Origin of the sequence: Desulfopila sp. IMCC35006 (genome assembly GCF_005116645.1) — a bacterium.
In the GTDB taxonomy this organism is placed as follows: Bacteria; Desulfobacterota; Desulfobulbia; order Desulfobulbales; family Desulfocapsaceae; genus Desulforhopalus_A.
Genome location: NZ_SWCM01000007.1, coordinates 243,259 through 265,202 on the forward strand (window position 1 = coordinate 243,259; position 21,944 = coordinate 265,202).

18 protein-coding genes are annotated in these 21,944 nt (G+C 53.2%); 6 read left to right on the forward strand and 12 right to left on the reverse strand.

Annotated features, from left to right (window positions below; all coding sequences use genetic code 11):
* Positions 1-27 precede the first annotated feature (27 nt).
* From FCL47_RS14015 to yqeB, 4 genes are all read right to left on the reverse strand, one after another.
* On the reverse strand, positions 28-948 hold the full coding sequence (locus FCL47_RS14015; protein WP_205747320.1) for an ABC transporter permease: 921 nt from the start codon (positions 946-948) through the stop codon (positions 28-30).
* Positions 948-2,030: an ABC transporter permease gene (locus FCL47_RS14020; RefSeq protein ID WP_205747321.1), complete on the reverse strand. Its 1,083-nt coding sequence runs from the start codon at positions 2,028-2,030 to the stop codon at positions 948-950. The genes FCL47_RS14015 and FCL47_RS14020 overlap by 1 nt, the downstream gene beginning before the upstream one ends.
* Entirely contained in the window at positions 2,011-3,519 is a 1,509-nt protein-coding gene (locus tag FCL47_RS14025) for an ABC transporter ATP-binding protein (protein ID WP_205747322.1), read from the reverse strand. The genes FCL47_RS14020 and FCL47_RS14025 overlap by 20 nt, the downstream gene beginning before the upstream one ends.
* Before the next feature lie 148 nt (positions 3,520-3,667).
* Positions 3,668-4,513, reverse strand: a complete 846-nt coding sequence (gene yqeB, locus FCL47_RS14030) for a selenium-dependent molybdenum cofactor biosynthesis protein YqeB (RefSeq protein ID WP_136814132.1) — start codon at positions 4,511-4,513, stop codon at positions 3,668-3,670.
* A 253-nt stretch (positions 4,514-4,766) separates the two neighbouring features.
* Here yqeB and FCL47_RS14035 point away from each other — a divergent pair, with 253 nt between their 5' ends.
* On the forward strand, positions 4,767-6,017 hold the full coding sequence (locus FCL47_RS14035; RefSeq protein WP_136814133.1) for a hypothetical protein: 1,251 nt from the start codon (positions 4,767-4,769) through the stop codon (positions 6,015-6,017).
* Positions 6,018-6,042: 25 nt separating this feature from the next.
* Here FCL47_RS14035 and FCL47_RS14040 read toward each other — a convergent pair whose 3' ends face one another.
* The 5 genes from FCL47_RS14040 to FCL47_RS14060 form a co-directional block, all read right to left on the reverse strand.
* Entirely contained in the window at positions 6,043-6,465 is a 423-nt protein-coding gene (locus FCL47_RS14040) for a GNAT family N-acetyltransferase (RefSeq protein WP_136814134.1), read from the reverse strand.
* Positions 6,466-6,561: 96 nt separating this feature from the next.
* Entirely contained in the window at positions 6,562-8,286 is a 1,725-nt protein-coding gene (locus FCL47_RS14045) for an acyl-CoA dehydrogenase family protein (protein ID WP_136814135.1), read from the reverse strand.
* 43 nt (positions 8,287-8,329) lie between these two features.
* Entirely contained in the window at positions 8,330-9,970 is a 1,641-nt protein-coding gene (locus FCL47_RS14050) for an acyl-CoA synthetase (protein ID WP_167496496.1), read from the reverse strand.
* Positions 9,971-10,050: 80 nt separating this feature from the next.
* Positions 10,051-11,301, reverse strand: coding sequence for an acetyl-CoA C-acyltransferase (locus tag FCL47_RS14055; protein ID WP_136814137.1), 1,251 nt, complete (start codon positions 11,299-11,301; stop codon positions 10,051-10,053).
* Between the two features lie 69 nt (positions 11,302-11,370).
* Positions 11,371-11,991 carry a TetR/AcrR family transcriptional regulator gene (locus tag FCL47_RS14060; RefSeq protein WP_136814138.1) on the reverse strand — a complete coding sequence of 207 codons (621 nt, stop codon included), beginning with the start codon at positions 11,989-11,991 and terminating at the stop codon, positions 11,371-11,373.
* 387 nt (positions 11,992-12,378) lie between these two features.
* Here FCL47_RS14060 and FCL47_RS14065 point away from each other — a divergent pair, with 387 nt between their 5' ends.
* From FCL47_RS14065 to FCL47_RS14075, 3 genes are all read left to right on the forward strand, one after another.
* Positions 12,379-12,891 (forward strand): TRAP transporter small permease, encoded by a 513-nt coding sequence (locus tag FCL47_RS14065; RefSeq protein WP_136814139.1) that lies wholly within the window; start codon positions 12,379-12,381, stop codon positions 12,889-12,891.
* Positions 12,892-12,901: 10 nt separating this feature from the next.
* Positions 12,902-14,179, forward strand: a complete 1,278-nt coding sequence (locus FCL47_RS14070; RefSeq protein WP_205747323.1) for a TRAP transporter large permease — start codon at positions 12,902-12,904, stop codon at positions 14,177-14,179.
* Between the two features lie 105 nt (positions 14,180-14,284).
* Entirely contained in the window at positions 14,285-15,310 is a 1,026-nt protein-coding gene (locus FCL47_RS14075; RefSeq protein WP_205747324.1) for a DctP family TRAP transporter solute-binding subunit, read from the forward strand.
* A 112-nt stretch (positions 15,311-15,422) separates the two neighbouring features.
* Here FCL47_RS14075 and FCL47_RS14080 read toward each other — a convergent pair whose 3' ends face one another.
* Complete coding sequence (locus tag FCL47_RS14080; protein WP_136814140.1) at positions 15,423-16,820, reverse strand: CDP-archaeol synthase; 1,398 nt, start codon at positions 16,818-16,820, stop codon at positions 15,423-15,425.
* Positions 16,821-17,255: 435 nt separating this feature from the next.
* On the opposite strand from FCL47_RS14080, the gene FCL47_RS14085 reads away from it, so the two are divergent.
* Positions 17,256-18,110: a substrate-binding domain-containing protein gene (locus FCL47_RS14085; protein ID WP_136814141.1), complete on the forward strand. Its 855-nt coding sequence runs from the start codon at positions 17,256-17,258 to the stop codon at positions 18,108-18,110.
* A 241-nt stretch (positions 18,111-18,351) separates the two neighbouring features.
* Positions 18,352-18,876 carry an O-acetyl-ADP-ribose deacetylase gene (locus tag FCL47_RS14090; RefSeq protein ID WP_136814142.1) on the forward strand — a complete coding sequence of 175 codons (525 nt, stop codon included), beginning with the start codon at positions 18,352-18,354 and terminating at the stop codon, positions 18,874-18,876.
* A gap of 83 nt (positions 18,877-18,959) precedes the next feature.
* Here the strand turns inward: FCL47_RS14090 and FCL47_RS14095 are convergent, their stop codons facing one another.
* Positions 18,960-19,829, reverse strand: a complete 870-nt coding sequence (locus tag FCL47_RS14095; RefSeq protein WP_136814143.1) for a C-GCAxxG-C-C family (seleno)protein — start codon at positions 19,827-19,829, stop codon at positions 18,960-18,962.
* 264 nt (positions 19,830-20,093) lie between these two features.
* A complete protein-coding gene (locus FCL47_RS14100; RefSeq protein WP_136814144.1) occupies positions 20,094-21,932 on the reverse strand; it encodes a hypothetical protein in 1,839 nt (612 codons plus the stop codon).
* Positions 21,933-21,944: the final 12 nt, after the last annotated feature.

A 21,944-nucleotide genomic window follows, 5' to 3' on the forward strand; every position in this document is an offset into this window, starting at 1 on the left:
TTGAATGGGGGTAGAATGACTAAAAAATTATCGACTTGGATGAAACGCTCTGCCCAGGCTGGCCGGGGCATTTAATTTAATCTTTGACACGTCTCTGGAGATGATCACCAGGACAAAAATAGTTGCCAGATACGGCAGCATCGACATGACCTGGGATGGTATGCCGATCCCCAGTGCCTGGGCATGCAACTGTAAAATTGAAATGCCGCCGAACAGGTAGGCGCCAAGCAGGACACGCAAGGTCCGCCAACAGGCAAATACCACCAGGGCCAGGGCGATCCAGCCCCGACCGGCAGTCATCTGTTCTATCCACATGGGCGAATAGGCCAGCGACAGGTAGGCGCCGCTCAGCCCGGCCATCGCCCCGCCAAACAGTATCGCCATAAATCTGATCTTGACCACCGAATAGCCCATGGCGTGGGCAGCATCATGGGAATCACCGACCGCACGCAGGATAAGACCCGCCCGGGTCTTATTCAAAAAGTAATGGATGGCCGCGACCATGACGATTGACAGGTATACCAAGAAATCCTGCTGGAACAGCAAGGGGCCGATAACCGGGATTGATGAGAGCACAGGGATGGAAATCTTCGGGAGTCCTTCATAGGCTATGCCGATCATGCTTTGCCCGACCAGGGCGCTCAAACCTATGCCGAAAATGGTCAATGCCAGGCCGGTTGGCACCTGACTGGCATGAAATTCAAGGACAAGCAATGCAAAAATTGCCGCCATGGCTGCCCCGGCCAGGATACTGGCTACGATCGCCATCGTTGCGCTGCCGGAATAATATTCGGCGACGAAGCCAACTATCGCGCCCATCACCATCATGCCTTCAACGCCCAGGTTCAACACCCCGGATTTTTCCGTGACCATTTCGCCAAGGGCCGCAAAGAGAAGAGGGGTCGCCGCGGTAATAATGGTCAATAGTGCCGGAATAAACAAGTCCATCAGCTTTTCTCCACAGCCAGTTCAGGTTTGCCAAAACGAATACGATAGTGAATAAGAACATCGCTGGCCAGCAGGAAAAACAGCAGCAGGCCTTGAAAGACTCCGGTTACAGCCACCGGTAAATTGAGCTGGATCTGGGCAGTCTCCCCGCCCAGGTAGGTAAGAGCCAGCAACAAACCGGCAAAGAGAGCGCCCAGCGGGTGCAGGCGGCCGACGTACGCGACGATAATTGCGGTAAAACCATAGCCGGGGGAAATGTTGGGCAACAATTGGCCGATAGGGCCGGCAACCTCGATGGTTCCGGCCAAACCTGCGATGCCTCCGCCCAGAAGAAGAGTCGTCCAGACGATTTTCGAGGTGCTGAATCCGGCATGTTCGGCGGCGGCCGGTGCCGAACCGGCAACTTTAATTTGATAGCCCATCAGGGTTTTGGACAGGATGATCCAGCCCAGGGCGACAACCAGAAGCGCAATGAGAAAGCCGATATGCAATCGGGTGCCGTCAAAAAGTGTCGGCAAGAGGGCCGAATCGCTGAACTGCCTCGATTCCGGGAAATTAAAACCGTCCGGATCCCGTAAAGGGCCATGCATCAGCACATTCAGCAATAACCCGGCTACATAGCTCAGCATCAGGCTGGTCAGAATTTCATTGGCGTTGAACCGGACCCGCAAGAAGGCCACGATGGCCGCCCAGACAATTCCACCCAGCACCCCGGCCAGCAGCATTAACGGGATGATGTAAAAGCCTTCCTGGTCATAAAAATACAGCGCGACCATCCCGCCGCACAGGCCGCCAATGGTCAGCTGTCCCTCGGCGCCGATATTCCATACTCCGGCCTTGAATCCCAGCGATAAGGCCACCCCGATCAGAATCAGCGGGGTCGCTTTCACCCCCAATTCCGCCAGTCCATAAATGGATGAAAGCGGTTCGATAAAAAAAGCATGCAGTGCTGCAAGGGGGGAGACCCGCATGATAATAAACAGGACGACCCCGGCCAGCAGCGACAGGAGCAGGGCGAAAACCGGCGATAAATATACCATCAACCTGGACGGTATCTGTCGCTTAACTAACCGAGGCCACATCGGCGGCTCCTTCTTCCAGTGCAACACCAGCCATAAGCAGGCCGACTTTTTCAACCGTCATCTTTGCTGTTGGGTAAAGAGGCGATAGTCGACCGCCGCAAATCGCTCCGATTCGGTCGGACATTGCCATTAATTCGTCCAGATCCTGCGAAATAACCAAGATTGCAGCACCCTGAGTTGCCAATTGCCGTAAAGATCGATGGATTGTCTGGGCGGCACCGGCATCGACGCCCCAGGTAGGCTGGGAAACGATAAGAATTTCCGGGTGCTGGCTCAACTCCCTGCCGATAATGAATTTCTGTAGATTGCCGCCGGATAGACTTTCTGCCGGCACACTGGAGCCGGACGTTTTGACCGAGAAATCTGTTATGACCTTTTGCGCAAAAATTCGTGTTTTCGGATAATTGATAATCCCTTTGGCAAGCAGGCCCATCCGGTAAAACCCGGTCATAAAGGCATTGTCGACCAGGTCCATATCCGGGATTGCCCCATGGCCCAGTCTTTTTTCCGGTACGCTCGCAAGCCCGGCCCGGCGCCGCGGGTTGGGGCCGAGTTTTCCGGCAGGCTGGTTGTCGATGATAATACTTGCGGCTTCCGGGGCGCATCTTTCACCGTTAAGCGCTTTCAGCAATTCGTCCTGCCCGTTGCCGGCAACTCCGGCAATGCCGACGATTTCGCCGGCTCGAACATCAAGGTTTATATTGGATAACGATATGGAGGTGCTGTCCTTTGCCGGCATGTTGAGCCGGTTAACCTGCAAGCGTATGGCGCCGGTGACAGGCGTATGGTGCCGGTCGTTTTTTTCAAGCTCATCACCCATCATCATGTTCGCCAGGGATGAGGTACTTTCGTCATCAACATCCACAATGCCAATTCGTTTGCCAAGACGGAGAATGGTTGCCTGGTGACAGAGTTCTTTTATTTCATCGAGTTTATGACTGATATAGAGGATCCCCAGGCCTTCCTCCGCCAGTCGGTTCAGGGTCAGAAAAAGTTTTTTGACTTCCTGTGGCGTCAAGACCGAAGTCGGTTCATCCATCACCAGCAATCGGGGTTCCTGGAGCAGGCAGCGGACTATTTCAATACGCTGCCGTTCGCCGACGGAGAGGGTGTACACGTGTCGCTTGGGATCAAGGGGCAGGCCGTATCGCTTGGATACCTCGGTGATTTCGTTGGCCAGTTTTTGCAGATCAACAACCTTGTTCATGCCAAGAGAAATGTTTTCCACCACGGAGAGTGAATCGAACAGTGAGAAATGTTGAAACACCATGGCAATACCCAGTTCACGGGCGCGGGCCGGGCTCTCGATCTCTACCTGCCGGCCATTGAATAAAATGGTGCCGGCGTCGGGTTTGAGGATGCCGTAAATCATTTTTACCAGGGTCGATTTCCCGGCGCCGTTCTCGCCCAGCAAGGCATGTATTTCACCGGGGCGTATCTTTAAGTCAATTGAATCATTGGCCAGTACCCCGGGAAATGCCTTGGTCATGCCTCGTAATTCAATTAAATATGGAGAATCGTTTTTCATTGCTCAATAAGGGAAAGGGTACGTGTTACTCTCGGTACGTGTTACTCTCTTGTTCACATGGATGGTATAAATAATTTCTCAGGCACAGACACTACCCCATTTTTCTCGTTTACAGAATTCTTTTGCTGCGTTTCCCGACAAAATTCAGAAGGTCTTCGCTCTTTGACAAAAAAAGCAGAGCCTCCAGCACCCCTCCGCTGATACAGCGAGCTTTGTCGGAGATGGTGTGACAGTTTTCCACCTCATCAATGCGTGGATCAATATCGCCTATTTTTAAACCCTTTGCGACGCGGGATTTATGACGGATCATCCCGCGAACAAGCCCGGTGATCGGCGCAGAAAGCTCTGAAGTGCCGATATATGCAAGCGGTTCGCCTTTTTCAACCCTGCTGCCAATGTCCTTTACTACTTCGATTATTCCGGCCTCTGGAGCATAAAGAACCCGCTCTGCAGTATAACCGCCGATCCTTCCGGGGATGCCGCTGTTGGCAAGGGGACATCCGGAATATATTATTCTGCCCAGGCTATGTCCCCGCGCTGTTTCGATGACTGCGTGGACATCTTTGCCGCCGCAGAACCCGGGACCGAGGCCAATGGTAATGGGTGCCATATTTTTACTCGTACCGCAATTTTTTTTTGCCAGGATCGCATCGATTAGGGCAATCGGCTGTATTTGAGGCAGGCAGTCGGCTGCAGGGTCGACCAGCAGAGGAACCCTGCCTTCGGTCCAGCAGGCAGCGCATCCTGCCAGGTCTGCCAGGCGTTCTGCGGTGACGCCTTCTACCGTCTGACGGCCTTCGTAGATTGCTTCAGACATGGCGACCGTCCGGCGGATAGCCGTTGGATTTTCCGTTTCCAGAACCAGCAGCTTAAAGCCGCAATGATGAAGCCGACAAATCGTCCCTGTGGCTATATCGCCGCCGCCGCGTACAACTACAATCCCATTGTTTAGCATTTCTACTCCACCGTCACTGTTCTTAGGGAGCACGCCTGGGAAAGGCGTGTCCATAAGTTGCCATTTTTACCATAACAGCGATGAAAAGTACTATAATTTTGCCCGGGTGAGCGGAAATAGAGACCGGATCGCCAAAATGTATGCAGCAAGACTATGGGTGCATCTTTCTCTTGGGGCAAGCAGAGTTTTATGGTATGGCTGAAAAAAATATATAGTCTGAAGATAAAATCTCCCTTCTCCCAAAGACACCCCTATGTTCTGCAGAATACTTTTGGTCTTATTTCTCTGGGCAGTTATTCCGCCAGGCACCGATACTGTTGTTGCTAAAAGCTCAGGCAAGGCAAAAACCAGCGCCATTGCTTCGACGACACCGGCCCCCAAACGATTTGTAACGCAAGGCAGCAACGTTGTCGATTTGCAGAAAAACACGCCGGTGTTCTTCCGGGCGATCGGCTATTCGCCCTATCTTCCGAATGAAACTCCCCTGTATGGGGCTCCTCCCGGCGATGATGACCGCTATACGGAGCACCTCGGACTGATGGAGGATATGGCCGTCAACTATCTCCATGTTTTTCCGATGATGATGCCGCCAAAATTCTTTGCCGCCCTTGATAAGACCAATCTGCTTTACGGACAGGATATCTGGATCTGGGCCTATGAAGAAGATTTCCTGGCGGAAGCGTTTCTCGCCAAGACTATGGAAAATATCAAAGCGGCTATCGATCATGTCTACACCGTTGGCCGACCCGATCGGCTGGTCCTTTTTTCGGTAGGCGATGAGCTGCAGGCCGATGCCGTCCTCAGAACCGATGCCCGTCATCCCGAAGTACGCAGTTATAAAGGTAAACATATCCAGGTCAGCAACCGGACGCCAACCGAAATAGCCCTGGCCCGGCTGATTGACGGGGCTATGGAGTACGAATTAAGCCGCTATGGTCGGCGGCATCTCTATTGCCACACCAGCTGGACCCACATCGGCCCCGTAACCGACAGGCCGGATCTCGAAGTGCCAACGGAAAATGCCCTGAATCCCGATCTCGGCGATCTGGTCTGCCTGAACGTTTACACCTACGCACGAGGGGTCCGGACCTCACCCCCCGGTTCCGTCACCGGCACCAGTTATCAGGGGTACCTGGAAGAACTGGCCGCGGGAACTGACAAACCAATATTTGTGACGCAGGTGGGCTTGTCCACGTCGCCTTTTGAGCCTAAACCATGGGTGCCTGGTTTTGGCGGGCATAAGGTGGAAGATGTCCCGAAGGCCTTTTCGGCAATCTGGCAGGACATCCGCACCGCCAAAGGAAAGGAGAAGTTTTGCGGCATCTCCTTTTTTGAGCTGCAGGACGAGTGGTGGAAGAGCGGCGAGGATCCGACCGATTCAAGCCGCCACGAGCGGCAGGACCCGGAAGAGTGGTTCGGGCTCTATGAGGTGGGGGCCAAAAACCGTTTGGTCCCCAAGGGAAAGATACCGGATACAATCAGGAAATTATATAGCATGCCGTAATGGTGCAAGCCGGGACTGCTGCTATTTAATCGGTAAATCCTCGCTCGGTCATAGCTGCTCCATTTTTGAATAGAGCCATGCCGGTCTTCATTTTCTTAAACGACAGGGTGGTATAAAATCCCTCCTTGCCCGGTGAGGCATAGAGGATGACATTGCACTGCGGCAGGGTTTTGAGGAGATGCTTCATGATGGCCGAACCAACCCCCTGGCCCTGAAATTCGGGTACCACCGCGACATCATAGACGGCTGCCTGGTAGACCCCGTCGGAAATCGCTCGCCCGAAGCCAACCAGTTGACCTTTGTTCCAGGCAAACACGGTGGTGAAGCTCGCCTCAAAGGCTTTTCTGTGTTCGTCCGGTGCGTGATGGGCCATCCCGACCTGCTTGAGTATCGCCGTAATGGTGGTCCAGTTTATCCCTGCACAACTATAGGTTATATCCACTTTCATATTGCCCCCCAAAAAACATGTGACAATGAGCCTGTCGCACTCATTGTCACATGATCAAACGCCCAAAAGATGAAGTGCCCTCAAGGGACAACGCCATCAAAAGATGTATTTTTCTGCATGGCTGGTAGCATCGGCCAGTAATCGTTTGGCGGCCAGCAGGGTGTCGGCATTATATGTAGCCGCAGCGGCAAAGGAATGCAACAGGGTTTCGTCGCCAAGAAAAGCGGCGCATTTTTCGGCTGCCCTGGCAAAATGCTGCTTTGCCCTGAAGGCACATACTGTCACCACCGCCCGGTTGAGCTCCTGCTTTTTTTGATCGACTATGGTGAAGGATTTTTCTACCCGCAGTACTGCACTTTCCAGGGCAAATATATGGATAACCATGTCGGCCAGGGTCGTAAGAACTTCCTGTTCCCCGGCTGCCCCGTCACCAAACTTTCGCAATGTCTCGTCGGCAAAAACCAGATAGAGCTGTTTCATCCCAATCAGCAACTGTTTCTCGGCCTTGAAGTCGCCCATGGCTCTTTCTGCAAGGCTTTGAGGCATCGATTTGCTACCGATTCCTCGGCGCAACAGCAGTCCGGGGATCAGCAATCGGTTGATTTCATTGGTTCCTTCGTAAATTCTCTGTACCCGTTCGTCGCGATAGAGCTGTTCGATAGGATAGTCCGCCATATAGCCGTAACCACCATGAACCTGCAGCATTGCATCAATTGCCCTGGCAGCCGACTCGGAGCAGAAAACCTTTACCAGCGCACATTCCGCTGCATATTCTTCGATGGCCTTCTGATATTCCACATAATAGTTATCCGTGTCCCTGTCGAGGGTCGCCAGCCGGTCATCGATCAGCCCGGCCAGCCGATAGACAACAGATTCGGATGCGAAAGTCATGGCGGTGACATCCGCCAGCTTTTCCCGGATGGCGCCAAAACTGCTGATCGACACCCTGAACTGGTGTCGTTCATTGGCATACCGCGCTCCCTCGGCAAGGGCAAATTTTTCCTGGCCCACGCAGAGTGCGCCCAACTTGAAACGTCCGACATTGAGGACGTTGAACGCGATTTTGTGGCCTTTACCGATTGCCCCCAGCACATTTTCCACCGGTACTCTGACGTTCTCCAGGATGACCTGGCGGGTTGAAGAGCCGTGCAGCCCCATCTTTTTCTCTTCCGGGCCGAGTGCCAGACCGGCCGAGGTGCGTTCGACGAGAAACGCGGTAAAATGGATTTTGTCGACCTTGGCAAAAATAGTGTACAGGTTGGCGAACCCGGCGTTGGTGCTGAATTGTTTCGTGCCGTTGAGAATGTAGTATCTGCCGTCTTCGGACAGCGTCGCCGTCGTTTTTGCCCCCAGGGCGTCCGAACCGGAGCCCGGCTCAGTCAGGCAGTAGGCCCCGATCATTTCCGCGCTGATCAGTTTGCCCAGATACCGCTCTTTCTGGTCGGTGGTTCCGTAATATATCAGCGGCAGCATGCCGATTCCAGTATGGGCCATATAGGTCAGGCCAAAATTTAAACCAAAGGCCATTTTCTCCATGACCAGCATACTGGTAGCCTTGTCGAGTTCGAGGCCGCCGTAGTCTTCCGGGGCATCGATCATCATCAGGCCGAGTTCCGCGCATTCACGCAATTTCGCAAGAACCAGGTCGAAATTTTTGGCCTCGATATCGCTGTTGATCGGGCGAATTTCGTTGGCGACAAACTGCTCGGTGGTTGCCCCGATCTGCTTATGTTCATCGGTAAAATCTTCCGGCGTAAAAACATTTTCGCTATCAATCTCGTTTGTCAGGAATTCGCCCCCGGTATACATTTTTCTTGCCATGATCATTCCTTGTAAAGTGTCATCTTAACCCTGTTTGGGACCATTATCGGAAAATTCCTTTGTACGACTCCCGCATCTCACGCTTGAGAATTTTTCCGGTGGGTGTTTTTGGAAGTGCCTCAACAAAAACGATCTTTTTCGGGACTTTGAAGGGCGACAGGATGCTTTTGCAGTGCTCCATGATTTCGGCTTCCGTTGCCGTGGCCCCTGCTTTGAGCTTGATCACCGCTGTCACTGCTTCCACCCACCGGGGATGGTTTACACCAACCACGGCTACCTCTTCCACGGCAGGATGCAGGTAAACCGCCTCTTCGACTTCCCGGGAAGCAACATTTTCGCCGCCGGTTTTGATCATATCCTTTATCCGGTCCACCACCGTGATGTACCGATCCTCGTCAAGGACGCCAAGATCGCCGGAATGAAACCACCCGCCGCGCATGGCGGTCTCGGTCTTGTCCGGTTCCTTGAAATACATGGTCATTGCATGGGGCCCGCGTCCGCAGATCTCGCCGGTCACATTGACGTCAGAAATTTCGCTGCCCTCCTCGTCTTCAATCCTGGACTCCATATGCAGCCCGCCCATCCCGGCTGCGCCGATCTTCTGCAGGGCATCTTCGGCCTTCAAAATGGTGTGATAAGGAGCCAGCTCGGTCTGGCCATAATAGTTGTACACACCGGCTCTGGGAAATTTTTCGAGGAGTTCCTTAAGTATCTCCCGGGGCATGATCGATGCGCCGTAGTAGCATTTTACCAGGCTGGAGAGATCGTGCCGGGTAAAATCAGGATGGCGGAGCATGCCGATCCAGACTGTCGGCGGGGCAAAAAACATCGTCGCCTTCCAGGTCTCGATGGCGGCAAGGATTTTGCCGATATCCGGGCTCATGAGGATGTTGGTGCCGCCAAGCCAGAAAATCGGGTTCAGGAACACGTCCCGTTGCGCGCAATGGTAGATGGGCAGGGCGTTGATGTTGATATCGGTGTGGTCGTATCTGCCGTCGATGATGCAGCCCATGTACTGGGCGATGAGGGACTGGTTGCTGATGATCACTCCCTTGGGCAGAGATTCGGTGCCGCTGGTATAGGTCATCTGCACCGGGTCCTCGATACGCAGAATGACATCGGGCTCTGTGGTCGCCGCCTGGAAACACCAGCTGTTGAAGTCGATAAAACCCTGTGCCGGGGGCTGTCCGGCACCCTGGTTCGACCAGATCAGGTGCCGTATCCCGGGCACCTTGTCCAGGACCCCTCTGACATTTTCGTAAAGACTGTCCTCGACAATAAAGACGGTACTTTCAGAATGGTTGAGGCAGTAGGCGATGTCGTCGTCTTTCAGCAGGTAATTGACCGCCAGGTAAATAGCCCCGATCTTGGCACAGCCCAGCCAGGTCAGGACGTGATGGTGGGTATTGTGGGCCAGGATTGCCACCCGGTCGTACTTTCTGACGCCCAGGCCGGCGAGGGCGTTTGCCGCCTGGTTGCACTGGTCCTCGAGCTGGGTATAGCTCAGGCGGATTTCATTGAACACCAGGGCTGTTTTATCAGGGTGGTGATAGCGGGTACGGCGGATCATGTCGGCGATCACCCACCTGTTGATCCGATTGTTCCGATTCGTGATAAAATCGATATTTTCCTGGTTGATGGTACTGTACCGAAGCTTGTCCTGTTCCGATAACGGTTCCTGCATCATGGTCTTACCCTCCAGAAAGAAAAATGAACAACAGCTGTTGATTCGGGCTCTCTTTTGATCTGAACGGGATGCCCCGCCTACATCATTTCAATGGCACATGCCATGGACACGCCTCCTCCGCCGCAGAGCGTTGCCAGGCCCAGCGACTTGTTTCGTTTTTTCAAGGCATGCATCAGGGTGACCATGATCCGGGCTCCGGTTGAACCCACCGGATGGCCAAGGCCGATGCCCGAGCCGTTAACGTTGGTGATCTCCCGGTTCAGCCCCAATTCCTTCTCACATCCCAGGTACTGGGCGGCAAAAGCCTCGTTGACCTCGACGAGCTCAAAATCCCTGATATTCAGGCCGGAAGAATTGAGCAGGTTGCGGACTGCCGGAACCGGCGACAGACCCATGACTGACGGATGGCAGGCACCTCTGGCCACGGCTCGGATCCTGGCGATGGGGGGCACCCCCAGTTCTTTGGCTTTATCGGCTGACATCAGGACCATGCCTGTCGAGCCATCGTTGATACCGCTTGCGTTGCCTGCCGTCACGGTGCCGATCTCCGGTACGAACGCCGCTGGCAGTTTGTTGAGAATATCCATGGTCATGCCGGGTCGGAAATGTTCGTCTTTGTCAAAGATAATCGGTGCCTTTTTTCGCTGGGGCACCTCGACCGGGACGATCTCTTCGGCAAAGGACCCGTCCAGGGTGGCCCGTTCCGCCGCATTATGGCTGCGCAGGGCGACTTCATCCATTTCCTGCCTGGTGATACCGAGATGCTGGGCGATGAATTCAGCGGTGTGTCCCATGATATACGGTTTGCCGACGAACAGGCTGAGCGGTGGTTTGGTGGCATCGACCGGACCGTCTTCGGGGTGGGGAATGATATGGGAGCCGCAGTGGAGGGCATGGATTAAATTATCGACAAAAGACTGGTCCTGCAGACGGCAGCCCCAGCGTGCCCCCGGCACCGAGTAGGGGACGCTGGACATGTGCTCGGTACCCCCGGCGAGGATGATATCGGCCATCCCTGCCTGGATCATCGCCATGCCTGAAATGGCCGCTTCCATGCCTGAAATACAGACGCGATTGATGGTGACGGAGGGAACTGTATCAGGGATTCCGGCAAGCAGCGAGGCGACCCTGGTCACATTCAGGGTGTCGGCCGATTCCATGCAGCAGCCATAGCGAATATCGTCGATCAGGGCCGGGTCGATTCCCGCCCGTCGAATGGCCTCTTTCATGGTGATGCTGCCGAGAATGGCACCGTTCAAGTCACGGAGGGTTCCGCCGAAAGCGCCGATAGCAGTCCTGCATCCGGATACGATGACAACGTCTTTCATGGTTTTGATCCTTATACGTTTGTTGGAGTTGAGAGAACGATTGACAATATATTTGTTACTTTTCACTTCTTATAAAGAGGGCAGGGATCCATTGCATGAGCGTTTGATCCCGTGAAAAAGAAGATCGGTTATCAGTTTGGCCGCATCATTAGTAGATACTGTTTCATTAAAAATGACCCGATTCAAACAGGAATGTTCGATGGTCCCAAAAATGGCATTGCGGATATAGCCTGCGGGGAGATCCTCCCGGATTTCCCCGGCAGCTATGCCCTCGTTGATAATATCGATGATGATGTGATTGAACCGTCGGACCAGGTCGTAGGCTTCGCTCTGGAAATATTCTTCTGAGTTTCGAACTTCAAGCAGAATGATCCTGGCAAACACTCGGTGGTTGGCATATCGCTCAATGGAGGACCAGATAATTTTCTTCAGTTTATTCAGGGCGCCGTCAATTCCCTGCAGGTCCCTTTCGATCTGGACCAGGAAGAGCTGGTAATGCTCCTTGAGAACGTGATGGAGCAGATCGCGTTTGTCCTTGAAGTATTTATAGATCAATCCCTCAGTGACTCCCGCGGTGACCGCGATTTCCGAAATGGTGAGCGATTCGAAAGTTCGGTTTTCCAGCAGGGTCCTCATGGCATTGATAATTTTCAATTTGCCCGGTGGACTGACTGGAGTTTGTCTTTCCATATCTGGGTTTAGTTAATTAAATTTACCCTTTATTTAATACGCTTAACAGTATGATTGTTGGTGTAAAATAAAGGTAATTGAACGATGTATTATGGAGTTGTAAAGTTTGGTAAATAATATTTACTTACTATTTTTCAGGACGTCAAGTCTGTTTTTGGGCGGCCGATGAAGCCGGAGAAGATTTTCAGGAAGAAAATTGAACGAAATGAGAAAAGAACGATGTTGAGCACAAAAAAATCTAGTTTCAGCCGAAAAACTAGGCTAAAACAGGTGGTAAATCAGCCAAACAGCCTGAAATGCTCCATAGAGCTGATTGTAAGCCGTCCATGTAACAAATAATGAACGGGGAATGAGCAGTGCTGTTGTCTCCCCGCGGTGAGGTTTCCTATGCAAAAAGACAAACAATCATTGTTGTGGATTGCGGCCTTTCGGATAAATTGGCTGGTGGAACGCATCTGTGCGCTGCTGGTAGGCATCATGGTTATGGTGATCTGGTTTGGCGTGGTTGAGCGGTACTTTCTCCATCTGGGATTTACCTGGACGGAAGAACTCTCCCGATATGTCATGATCTGGGCGGCTCTGCTCGCGGTATCCTGTGGTGCGTTTTACCGGGAACATATCGGGCTGGATATCGTCAAGAGGTTCCTGCCGTCTCGGGGGGCGCGAATTCTGGCGATCAGCCTTGATCTGGTGAGCCTGAGCTTCTTTCTCTTTCTGGCCTGGTACGGAATGGGCATGGCCAGAGCAGGTCTTGGACAATACGCAACAATTTTCGGCATGACAATGGTGGTGCCCTTTGCAGCGGTGCCGGTATCCTCGGTCCTGACCGCGTTTCAGATTTTTGCCGCAATGTTCCGGAGTTCGGAACCGGCAGGTTTTGCAACGAGCCAAACTCAATAGGGGAAATACAATGATCACGGTCTTGCTGATTTTCTTTTTCTTTATCATCATTGGTCTGCCCATTGGAGTTACGCTTGGGGTTGCCGGTATCGCCGGCCTGGTCCAGATCGGCGGTGACAATTTCCTGACGATGGCCCCGAAGCGGTATTTTGAAGGACTGGATCTCTTTACCTTTATGGCCATGCCCTTTTTTATTCTTGCCGGCGAAATTATGAACCGCTCCGGCATCACTGAAAAACTGGCAGATTTTGCCAATGCCCTGGTGGGGTATCTCCGCGGCGGTCTTGCCCATTCCAATATGATCGCCTCGGTGCTGTTTGCCGGCATGACCGGTGCGGCTGTCGCCGACGCGGCTGCCTTTGGCAACACCCTGGTTCCGGCCATGGTAAAGCAAGGGTATACCCGTCGCTTTGCCTGTGCGGTGACGGTTGCCGGATCCATCATCGGTCCCACCATTCCTCCATCCAATCTGATGGTCATCTACGGATCGCTCATGGGGGTTTCCATTGCCGGACTTTTCGCCGCAGGCATCGTCCCCGGACTGCTTATCTGTGTCTTGTGCATGGCGGTCATTGCTCTTTTGGGTAAACGGTTGAATCTTCCCAAAAGCAAAGATCGCTTCAGCCTGATCCGCATATTCTGGGCGTTTAAGTCAAGTTTTCTTGCCATTCTCATGCCCGGCATCATTCTGGGGGGGATACTTTTCGGTATTGTTACGCCAACGGAAGCGGCAGCCATTGCCGTGTTTTACGCCCTGTTTATCGGTGGGGTCGTCTACCGGGCGCTGAGCTTTAGTGACATTGTCGAAATGCTGATTCGGACTGCACGAATTACCGGCATAGTGTTTCTGATCATCGCCAGCGCTTCCATTTTGAGCTGGTGGATGACTTTTATGCAGATTCCCCAGAAGATTGCGGCGTTTTTTCTGTTTCTGTCGAGCAACCCCAATGTCATTATCGCCCTGATTCTCTCCCTGCTGCTCGTTGTGGGCATGTTTATGGATATCAACGCCGCACTGATCATCCTGGCGCCGGTGTTGGGCCCGCTTACCACAACCATCGGTATGGATCCGGTTCATGCCGGTATTATGATCGTACTCACTTTAAATATCTCCCTGATGACTCCGCCGGTCGGCGCCTGCCTGTTCGTGATGTCGTCGGTTACCGGAGAGAGTATCGAGAAAATTTCCTATGCCTTGATTCCGTTTTTACTGGTGGAAATAGCCATACTTTTTGTAGTCGCGTTCTGGGCAGACTTGACCCTGTTCGTCCCAAGACTCCTTATGTAGTGTCTCAACTGTTCGTGCAGCATGCTTTTCCCTTCCGGGAGGGGCAGAGAGTCATGGATGGCCTAAAATAACGGCAAAATGGTTGCCATAATCCAGGAGGTTAAGATGAAAACTATGAAATTGTTGTCGGTTGTTATGCTGGCGACCGTGTTTGCGGCAGTAACTTTCGCAGGAACAGCCAGTGCGGCAAAAACCATAAAACTGCATCATTTGAACAAGGATGATCCCTTTGACAATCCTACCGGGGCCATGGCCACCGTGTTCAAAAGTCTGGTCGAAGCGGGTACCAATGGATCGGTCATGGTCCAGACCTTCCCCAGCGGACAGCTTGGCAAAGACCAGGATGTTCTGCAGCAGGTAAAAGCCGGGGTTATTGAAAGCGGCATCCATTCCGTCGGCGGATTTGCGTCAATTTACCCCCTTATCGGGGTGTTGGACGTACCTTTTGCCTTTCCCGATATAAGCAAGACCTACGAGGTGTTTGACGGGCCATTTGGCAAAAAACTGGCTGCCGACATTGAAAAGAAGACTGATCTTCATGTGCTTGGTTTTGGTGATTCCGGTGGTTTCTTTCAGCTGACCAACTCGAAACGACCCATTCACACTCCGGCGGATATGGCAGGTCTGAAAATCAGAACCATGGGGCTTGATACCCATAAAGCTATTATTACCGCCATGGGGGGACAGCCTGCCGCTATCTCCTGGTCCGAGGTGTATACCGCTTTGCAGACCGGCGTGGCCGACGGCCAGATGAACCCTGTTCCGATCATTGCCTTTGCCAAATTCCAGGAAGTTCAGAAATATCTCACCCTCAGCGGACACCTGTTCGCACCGTATGTCTGGACCATGAACCAAAAATTCTGGGACAGCCTGACCGACAGCGAAAAAGAGGTCGTCAGCTCGGCCGCTCAATCGGCAATCGTTGCCGGCCGAGGCATGGGGCGCGTGATTGAGGCCTCGGACCGGGGACTCCCCGAGCTCTCGAAAACGATGAAAGTCAACACGCTGACCCCGGCAGAGAAGGAAGCATTTAAAAAAGCTGCAGTCCCGGCCGTGAAGGCACTGATTGTCGAAAAATTCGGTGCTGAAGGGGAAGAAATGATGGGCGCATTTCTGGAGGCGGCAAAATAGACCTGCACCTTCGATTTTTGTACGGCTGCGGTGTCTGTTTTGCGTACCGCAGCCGGTATTGTCGCGGCATATCAGCACTGGTCGGCTCAGGTGCATTTTCCTGTCGGCAGGTTTACAGGTACATTTTCTTCAGCGTAATGATGGTTATCTCGCCGGGGCAGTTAAAGCGGACCGGAATGCTGGACGGTCCCAGGCCGCGGCTGGTATATCCCTGCATCTCCTGATACTTCCACTCTCCCACCGCAGTATAGCGCGGGGCTCTGCTGTTGGTCAGGATTGGCGCGCCATCCGCCCAGCAAATCTGGCCGCCGTGGGTGTGGCCGCAAAGATAGAGGCTGGCCTTTATCGCTGCGGCCTCGGTATACGCCTCGGGGGAGTGGGCAAGAAAAATTGAGAAATCCCCGGCAGAGATACCTTGTGCCGCCTGCTCTGCGTCATGCAGTCTATAGTAGTGTGGATCGTCAACGCCCATGATCCAGATCCTGGCGCCATCTTTTTCAACAGGCCACGAATCATTGACCAGCATTATGATTCCGGCCTCTTCACATTCCGGCAGCATTTCAATGCAGTCGTGATTGCCAAGCACGCCAAGAATTCCGGATCGAGCCTGTACCGACTGCATGAAATTCTTCAATTTTTTTATGCATTCCTTGCTCTTGCCGTATGTTTTCATGCGGAAATCCCCGCCGACGCAGCAAAGATCAACATCCAGCTTATTTACGATTCCGGCTGCCTTGCGTTCCAGCCCAGCCAGGCCGTCCAGGTGCAAGTCGACCAGGAACATCACCCGGAATCCATCGAACGATTCCGGCAGCTCCTTAAACGAAAAAGTTTTTTCAACAATTCGAATATCGAGGGCGTTTTTAGCTCCGCGGGAATACAGACCGGTCAGCTTAAAGAACCAGGTCAGGAAAACCTGCTGTGATAGAAAACTGGTAAGATTGAACCATGTCTGCCATCTGGCCAGAGGCTCATGACAGGCGCGCCACTCGCGGATCCGAATACTCGAACGAATACTACGTGGATATTTTTTCGGGAGTGGGCGCCTGGTAAGATGAATCCAGAAACGAGAACTCCAGTAGGCTGTGGCGATAAAGAGAAAGAGGATAGAAACGTTCTGCTGCAGATCCAGCTCAAGGTACTGGTTGAGAAAGAGCAGGGGAAAGAGAGCTTCGAAGATCTGGTCGAGAACCACAACATCTTCCCCGGAGGCAAAGGTCGATCTGCGCTTTATGAAACTCGAAGCAAGGTCCCCGATCATGGCGAGAAGAGCGGCAATGGTGGCGACCCACCAGCTGACTCCAAGCAGGTAGAAGACAAGCGTGCCGCCTGTCACGCCGGCGATAATCCCTCGAATGGTTTTGTGCCTGCCGAAAATCGGTCGACCATCAAACCACAAACTCCCCCCGTCTATAGCCAGACCGTACCGGTCGCCAAAGACAACCGAGGCGATTGGCGGAAGACCGTTGACCAGGAAGAGGAAAAATATAACCTTGCAGACATCGATCATTTTCGCTGCTCTCTGTTGTTGGAGGAGCTCTGCAAAACGAACAGCTCACACCCTTCCATTCCGGCAGGCTGAGTTTGAGGGGCAATCGGAATCAAGTATCATATCTATTCAAAATAAAGGCTTTATGCCACCTCAAAAATATCAAGCGCATCATGCGAGGCACGTAGAAAAAGTATTACGCCAGTGCAATAATCTATCCCGAGAGGATGCAAACGGGATTTTCGGTGTGATGCCGGGGAGCGGGGACTGCTGCGCCTTACCCGGCTGCACGCAAGACGGACTCTTCCCGCTCTGTGTTCTTGGTAATTTTCTGTCATTCTTTGGGCGGCAGGGTGCTAACTGTTGAAAACAATCCGAATCGTAGTATGTACTTTGTACTGTATTTACCCGGCCGGTACTGGCGATAGAATTGTTATATAATATTAAGGAGATAAGATGAAAATTAGAAATATGCTGGGCGCGGTGCTCGTCACTTTGTTTGTCGCGCTGGCAGCCCATGCAGGGGATGGCTGTGAAGCAGTCTACGGTAATGGCGACAATCTTTTTACCCTGGCTACAGGGAGCCCCGGAGAACTCGGCTTGCTGAAAAAATTGGCAGATGAGTTTAACCGGGCGAATGGGACAACGATGTGTTGGAAAAAAGCGGGTTCGGGAAAATCACTGAAGCTTTTGCAGGAGAAGAAGGTCGACCTGGTGCTCGTTCATGCTCCTGCCGCGGAGAAAAAGGCGGTAGCCGAGGGATGGGCAATAAAACGCACCTTGATCGGATCGAATGAATTTTATATTGTGGGTCCCAAAGATGATCCTGCCGGTATTGCTGGTGCCCGTTCGGCAGCTGATGCGTACTCCCGGATTGCCGCACATAAAGCTGCATTTTTCTCCCGTGGCGATAATTCGGGCACCAATAAAAAAGAGCTGAGTATCTGGAAAACTGCCGGAGTCAGTCCTGCCGGTAATTGGTACATCATCACCAAAGATTTCATGATGGCGACCCTGAAGAGAGCCAATGACAGCAAAGGGTATTTTATGACAGACTCCTCCACCTGGGTCGCAGGTCAGAAAGACACGCCCGATCTGAAAATCCTCTTTAAAGGTGATCCTGTGCTGATCAATACGTATCACGGCCTGTGTCAACCGGAAGGTGCAACCAAGGGCCAGCCAGCCGCCTCTAAATTTATCGATTTCATAGGTTCCCCCGAGGGGCAGGCAATTATCGGTACCTATGGTAAAGATTTGTATGGCACGTCCATGTATGATGACGCAGCTTATGCCAAACAATACGTCCACTAGAAGCTGTCTGCAGTGATTACGAGTTATCGGGAGGATTGATTTCGCGATGTAATTTTGGTATCGGCTTTATTCTTGCAGCCCCAACCACCATTTTTATGTGTAGCTGGGGCATTTAAAAGAAGCTTTCTACGGTGCTGGTTCATCATTTGCCTCCTTTCGCAAAATTAGTAGCAAAGTGATAAAGTATCAATACCTGGTTGTTGAAACACTTTTGACAAGATTTCCTTAAAGGGGACGATCAATGGATCGTATTCAGATTGTACAAACTGATATCACTCAATTAAAGGTCGATGCAATTGTCAATGCCGCAAACAAAAGCCTGCTGGGTGGTGGTGGTGTAGATGGGGCGATTCATAGAGCCGCTGGGCCTGAATTGTTAGATGCGTGTCGAAAGCTCGGTGGCTGCGCTACCGGCGATGCAAAAATAACCCGCGGATATAATCTTCCCGCAAAATTTGTGATTCATACTGTCGGCCCCATCTGGCAAGGCGGTGGCAGCAAGGAGAGATCCCTGCTGGCGTCGTGTTATCGCCAGAGTTTACTCTGTGGTATTGCTCATGGGGTAAAAACAATCGCATTTCCGGCAATCAGCTGTGGGGCATATGGTTTTCCTCTGACTGAAGCCTGTAATATTGCCATGCGGGAGGTCTGCGGTTTCCTCAATGAAAATACGGCGGTTGCCACAGTCTATTTTGCATGCTTTTCAGAAGAGGTGGAACAAGAGCTTAACAGAGCATATCGTGAATGGCAGGAAACAGGGGAATAGAAAAGAGAACCCCGACATGCGAGCATTAAAAAGAATTCTGGCTTATTTCTCGTTTACCGGGGTTATTTGGTATTTCTTTGATTCTAAAGTCTTCTTTTCCCTTTCCCTGGATGCTCGCTGCCCACTTTCACAACATGTTCAGGGACATGGCACCCCAGACAATCCATCTTTCCGACCTGATCTTTGCGCCCACTGTGGCAATCCAGGCAACCTACATATTGGGCCGGTGTTGCAAAAGGTTCTAAGATTTGGTGATTGTCGGCATACTCGTTTATCAACTCAGCAGTTTTTGCCGCAGTATCGGCGCATATTTTACTGCACCGATCGTCTTTGTATCTGATTCCAGATTTGCTCGTATCAGCAACACTTACCCCTGCAGCCTTGCACCATTTACTGATAGAGATATGACAAAGGGGAGATTCGGAAACGGTGTGGGCACGCACATCTTCGTCTGGTATAGCCTCCTGTCCGGTTGTGGCGACAAACCCATCACAGTTTGCTGTCGGAAACAAGGTAGTTGAATACCAGCTCATCAGATGGTCGCCGAGCTCGCCATGCAGACCGATAAGATTGAGCACCGCCATACAGCCGTTAAGAATACCACACAGGGTACCCCAGCCAGCCACCCCACCCGAGCCATATTTGTACATGCCCAGAGGCAGAAGATCCCATCCGGTGTTCTCTCCCTCATAAACTTCTTTGAAGGCCTGCATGAGACCAGAGGCTGCGCCATGCATACAGCCACCGTTGAAATAGTGATTGAAGGCACATTGCCTTACCATCTCTGGGTCAATTACAAAATCAATGTAAGGTAAGGGGAGACGGATTTCCTCTGCTGCCCTGGCACTCCCAGGGGTGGTGATAACAGCAGTGCTGGCGCCGACGGCAAGAGATGCGGCACCGACACTCCATGCGAGAAACTGGCGACGTGAGACTTGGTTCAGATCTTTCATCCTTCACCTCCTTGCTGTTTATGTTTATGGATATTCTTGTCAACTAACCGCATATGTCCACGTATTTGCAACAGAACTATCAAAGAGACCCTCCACCGAATGAGTTTAACCTGGAGATCCTGATTTCTTCTCCATCACGCTCCAGTCCCAACGAGGCAATCGGCAGCGGCGCATGATCCCACACCGCCTCCGGGGCGAGGAGTTTCCCACTTATGGTGCCCTGCGACTTCGTCCTATCCCCGCGCAATCCTGCCATCGCCTGTTTTATGGTAATGCCATCAGGTAGATTCCTGCCATATCGTCTTCCTCCTGGCCTCCTTCAATCCCCATCTTCGCACTGACCGCCAGCCAGTAGCCGCGCAGGCCTTCGCGTTCGAGGCCCAGCTCGTTGATGGTCGAGCCAGCAGGTGCCTCGGGATCGAGTGTCTGCCCGTCCATGGTGGTGTCGAGGACGGGCTCGATGGTCTGTCCATGCCAAGGTCCCGGCCCTTTCCTGAGGTAGATGCCGTCTACCGGTTCTGCATAGACTCTGTCGACGAGCTCGCCAGTCCTGGCCTTGAAGGCGGCCTGGAAGGTCGCGCCCACCCGGGCTGAAACGGCGACGTAGGCCGAGGAGCGCCAGCGAGCCGGTTCACCGTCGTCTTCGGCGCCTTCATCTGAGTGGCCGCCGCCCACGCAGGGAGTCTTGCCGGAATAGTTCCAGAACAGGAACTCATTGAATTGCCCGCCGGTCTTCGCCACTATCCGCGTACTGCGCGTGTCGATGTCGTGGACAAAAATGCCCTGATCGACCGGCACCTCTTTATCCTGATAGCAGATGCGTTCGCCAGGGTTGGAGCTATAGTTCGGGTCGGTCGTGTCGTCGCAGACACTGTTTACGTCTCCCAGCATCACGCCCGTGCCTTCGCAGACCAGCGTTTGGTTACAATAGGCAATGCGGTCCCGGTTGCCTTCCGTCGGGCAGTAGAGGCGCACGGTCTTGGTCTCCTTGCCCCAGGCGCCCCAGAAGCCCACGAAACGGCCGTCGAAGGCAACGCCCTCACCGAGACCGTTGAAGGTGTCGTCGCGGGACTCGCCGGGCACCCGTTCGCCAATGTTGACGAGTGTAGTAAGCGGTGGCTGGGGTTGCAGTGCCGCCAGGTAGATGCCGCCCAGGGTCGGGGCATCCTCGTTGTCGAAGCCGGCGAACACGACCCTCTGGCCCGCGGCACTTGGCGGGGCGGTGGAGCCGAACACCGTGTCGGTGCCCGGAATCAGGGTGCTTGTGTTGTTGGCGATCAGCACCACGGGTAAGGTGCCACCGGCCGGGCTTAGCAATGTGCCGTCAGCGGCGGGGATAGGTTCTTCCACCAGCTCACGATAGTACACCCCTGTCCTGCCGATACCGTCCTCCGTGTAGTTGCCCTTGAACACGATGGTGTTGCCCTGGGTCACCGAGGGTGCCCCGGGAAATACGTCGAAGGGGGTACCGCTGGGGAGTCCCGGAACCTCGAAGAAGGAGAATTCAGGAACCGCGCCGAGCTTGGCGGCGCCGGTGATCATCGGGCCGAAGGGGTTGGTGTAGAGCCCCGTGGTCCCGGCCCGGGTCTCATCGCCTTCAGGGGGGGTGTATATCCACACCGGCTGATGGTTGCCGCGGATGGCGATGGTGTCCGAGTCCATGTCGATGCGCGGGAAGGAAGGGGTTTCGATGAACGTAGCCAGGGACACGTTAGTCGGTGGGTAATGCGCATTGTTAGGCTGAGGGACCTCTTTAGTCCGGTCGAGGATGCTGACGATTTCACTATTGTCGACAGCCATATCGCGGGTGTAGATGCCGTGGGTCGGCCCATGCCCGTCGCCACCTCCACCTTCGCCACCCTTGCTGCGAGCCCGGATGACCACCAGCCCGTCCAGGTTCACCGAGGGCTGGTTGTAGCTGTTGAAGTTTCTTGCCTCGAGCGGCGGCATCAGGTCGTTATTGTTGACCACCGTAGCCCAGCCGTACGTGGGCACGGTTCGGCCCTTTTCCTTGTTCTTGGGGGCGGCCGCAGCATTCGCCACGATTGCAGCGACTCCCACCATTACAAACAGTGCACGTAGATAGTGGTGCTTCATGTCCATGGTTCTCCTCCA

Coding starts and splice junctions, on each gene's coding strand:
- FCL47_RS14080 (WP_136814140.1), bottom strand. CDS start 16,820: ATGATCGATGTCTGCAAGGTTATATTTTTCCTCTTCCTGGTCAACGGT.
- FCL47_RS14055 (WP_136814137.1), bottom strand. CDS start 11,301: ATGAAAGACGTTGTCATCGTATCCGGATGCAGGACTGCTATCGGCGCT.
- FCL47_RS14035 (WP_136814133.1), top strand. CDS start 4,767: ATGTTCTGCAGAATACTTTTGGTCTTATTTCTCTGGGCAGTTATTCCG.
- FCL47_RS14015 (WP_205747320.1), bottom strand. CDS start 948: ATGGACTTGTTTATTCCGGCACTATTGACCATTATTACCGCGGCGACC.
- FCL47_RS14065 (WP_136814139.1), top strand. CDS start 12,379: ATGCAAAAAGACAAACAATCATTGTTGTGGATTGCGGCCTTTCGGATA.
- FCL47_RS14050 (WP_167496496.1), bottom strand. CDS start 9,970: ATGCAGGAACCGTTATCGGAACAGGACAAGCTTCGGTACAGTACCATC.
- FCL47_RS14100 (WP_136814144.1), bottom strand. CDS start 21,932: ATGGACATGAAGCACCACTATCTACGTGCACTGTTTGTAATGGTGGGA.
- FCL47_RS14025 (WP_205747322.1), bottom strand. CDS start 3,519: ATGACCAAGGCATTTCCCGGGGTACTGGCCAATGATTCAATTGACTTA.
- FCL47_RS14090 (WP_136814142.1), top strand. CDS start 18,352: ATGGATCGTATTCAGATTGTACAAACTGATATCACTCAATTAAAGGTC.
- FCL47_RS14020 (WP_205747321.1), bottom strand. CDS start 2,030: ATGTGGCCTCGGTTAGTTAAGCGACAGATACCGTCCAGGTTGATGGTA.
- FCL47_RS14070 (WP_205747323.1), top strand. CDS start 12,902: ATGATCACGGTCTTGCTGATTTTCTTTTTCTTTATCATCATTGGTCTG.
- FCL47_RS14045 (WP_136814135.1), bottom strand. CDS start 8,286: ATGGCAAGAAAAATGTATACCGGGGGCGAATTCCTGACAAACGAGATT.
- FCL47_RS14060 (WP_136814138.1), bottom strand. CDS start 11,991: ATGGAAAGACAAACTCCAGTCAGTCCACCGGGCAAATTGAAAATTATC.
- FCL47_RS14095 (WP_136814143.1), bottom strand. CDS start 19,829: ATGAAAGATCTGAACCAAGTCTCACGTCGCCAGTTTCTCGCATGGAGT.
- FCL47_RS14075 (WP_205747324.1), top strand. CDS start 14,285: ATGAAAACTATGAAATTGTTGTCGGTTGTTATGCTGGCGACCGTGTTT.
- FCL47_RS14085 (WP_136814141.1), top strand. CDS start 17,256: ATGAAAATTAGAAATATGCTGGGCGCGGTGCTCGTCACTTTGTTTGTC.
- FCL47_RS14040 (WP_136814134.1), bottom strand. CDS start 6,465: ATGAAAGTGGATATAACCTATAGTTGTGCAGGGATAAACTGGACCACC.
- yqeB (WP_136814132.1), bottom strand. CDS start 4,513: ATGCTAAACAATGGGATTGTAGTTGTACGCGGCGGCGGCGATATAGCC.